General features: G+C 61.9%; 2 protein-coding genes. Both read left to right on the top strand.

Features of this window, described 5'->3' with window-relative positions; genetic code table 11:
• The first annotated feature begins 32 nt into the window (after nucleotides 1-32).
• Nucleotides 33-356: an NAD(P) transhydrogenase subunit alpha part 2 gene (locus K7711_RS46930; protein ID WP_222979647.1), complete on the top strand. Its 324-nt coding sequence runs from the start codon at nucleotides 33-35 to the stop codon at nucleotides 354-356.
• A partial coding sequence (locus K7711_RS46935; protein ID WP_222979645.1) for an NAD(P)(+) transhydrogenase (Re/Si-specific) subunit beta occupies nucleotides 356-1,758 on the top strand: 1,403 nt, incomplete at its 3' end. The genes K7711_RS46930 and K7711_RS46935, both read left to right, overlap by 1 nt.

Below are 1,758 nucleotides of genomic sequence, written 5' to 3' on the forward strand. Positions count from 1 at the left end.
TCGGCTGGTTCGGCGGGGAAGGAGCAGGGTTGATGTATACGGAGTTGTTGGCGAATATCGCGATTCTGGTGTTGTCGGGTTTCGTGGGTTTCGCGGTGATTTCGAAGGTTCCCAATACCCTGCACACGCCGTTGATGTCGGGGACGAACGCGATTCACGGGATCGTGGTGCTGGGTGCGTTGGTGACGTTGGGGAATGTGAAAGACCCCTCGATCTTGACGCAGATCATCTTGTTCGTGGCGGTGGTGTTCGGGACGTTGAACGTGATCGGTGGTTTCGTGGTCACGGACCGGATGCTGGGCATGTTCAAGGGTAAGAAGCCCGGGGCCGAGTCCGGTGAGAAGGCGGGTCGTTGATGCATACTTTCGACAATGTCAGTTATCTGGTGAACGGCCTGTATATTGTCGCGTTCGCTTTGTTCATTTACGGTTTGATGGGTTTGACCGGCCCGAAGACCGCGGTCCGGGGGAATTTGATCGCGGCGGCGGGCATGGTCATCGCGGTCGTGGCGACGTTGATTTCGGTGCGGCACACCAGTAACTGGATCCTGATCGTGGCGGGGATCGTGGTGGGTGTGGTGTTGGGGGTGCCGCCGGCGCGGTTCACGAAGATGACCGCGATGCCGCAGTTGGTGGCCGCGTTCAATGGTGTGGGTGGTGGCACGGTCGCGTTGATCGCGTGGTCCGAGTTCATCAACTCGCACGGGTTCTCGCATTTCGACGAGCAGCCCACCGTGCACATCGTGGTCGGATCGTTGTTCGCGGCGATCATCGGGTCGGTGTCGTTCTGGGGGTCGTTGATCGCGTTCGGGAAGTTGCAGGAGATCTTGCCGGGGCGTCCGATCGGTGTCGGGAGGCTGCAGCAGCCGCTGAACTTGGTGTTGTTCGTGGGTGCGGTGGTGTGTGCGGTGGTGATCGGGGTCGGGGCGACCGGGCACGGGGTGTCGCAGGTGTGGATGATCGCGGTGCTGGTGTTGGCGGGTGTGCTGGGGTTGATGGTGGTGTTGCCGATCGGTGGCGCGGATATGCCGGTGGTGATCTCGCTGTTGAACGCGTTGACCGGGTTGTCCGCCGCGGCGGCGGGGTTGGCGTTGAACAACACCGCGATGATCGTGGCGGGCATGATCGTCGGCGCGTCGGGCAGTATTTTGACGAATTTGATGGCCAAGGCGATGAACCGGTCGATTCCCGCGATCGTGGCCGGTGGGTTCGGTGGCGGGGGTACCGCGCCGGCCGCCGGTGGTGGGGAGCAGCGCCAGGCCAAGGCGACCAGTGCCGCGGACGCGGCGATCCAGATGGCGTATGCGAATCAGGTGATCGTGGTGCCCGGTTACGGTATGGCCGTGGCCCAGGCCCAGCATGCGGTCAAGGAGATGGCGTCGCTGCTCGAGGCCAAGGGGGTGGAGGTGAAGTACGCGATCCACCCGGTCGCGGGTCGTATGCCCGGTCATATGAACGTGTTGCTGGCCGAGGCGGAGGTGTCTTATGACGCGTTGAAGGAGATGGATGACATCAATGGTGAGTTCTCCCGGACGGATGTGGCGTTGGTGATCGGTGCGAACGATGTCACCAACCCGGCCGCGCGGGAGGATTCGGCCAGCCCGATCTATGGGATGCCGGTGTTGAATGTGGATCAGGCACACAGTGTGATCGTGTTGAAACGGTCGATGAATTCCGGGTTCGCCGGGATCGACAACCCATTGTTCTACGCGGACCACACCTCGATGCTGTTCGGCGACGCCAAGAAATCCGTCTCCGC

The organism is Nocardia coffeae (assembly GCF_019890715.1).
Classification (GTDB): Bacteria; Actinomycetota; Actinomycetes; order Mycobacteriales; family Mycobacteriaceae; genus Nocardia; species Nocardia jiangxiensis.

What these genes read in the sequence shown, in the direction of transcription:
- K7711_RS46930 (WP_222979647.1), top strand. Translation starts at nt 33, where the DNA reads ATGTATACGGAGTTGTTGGCGAATATCGCGATTCTGGTGTTGTCGGGT.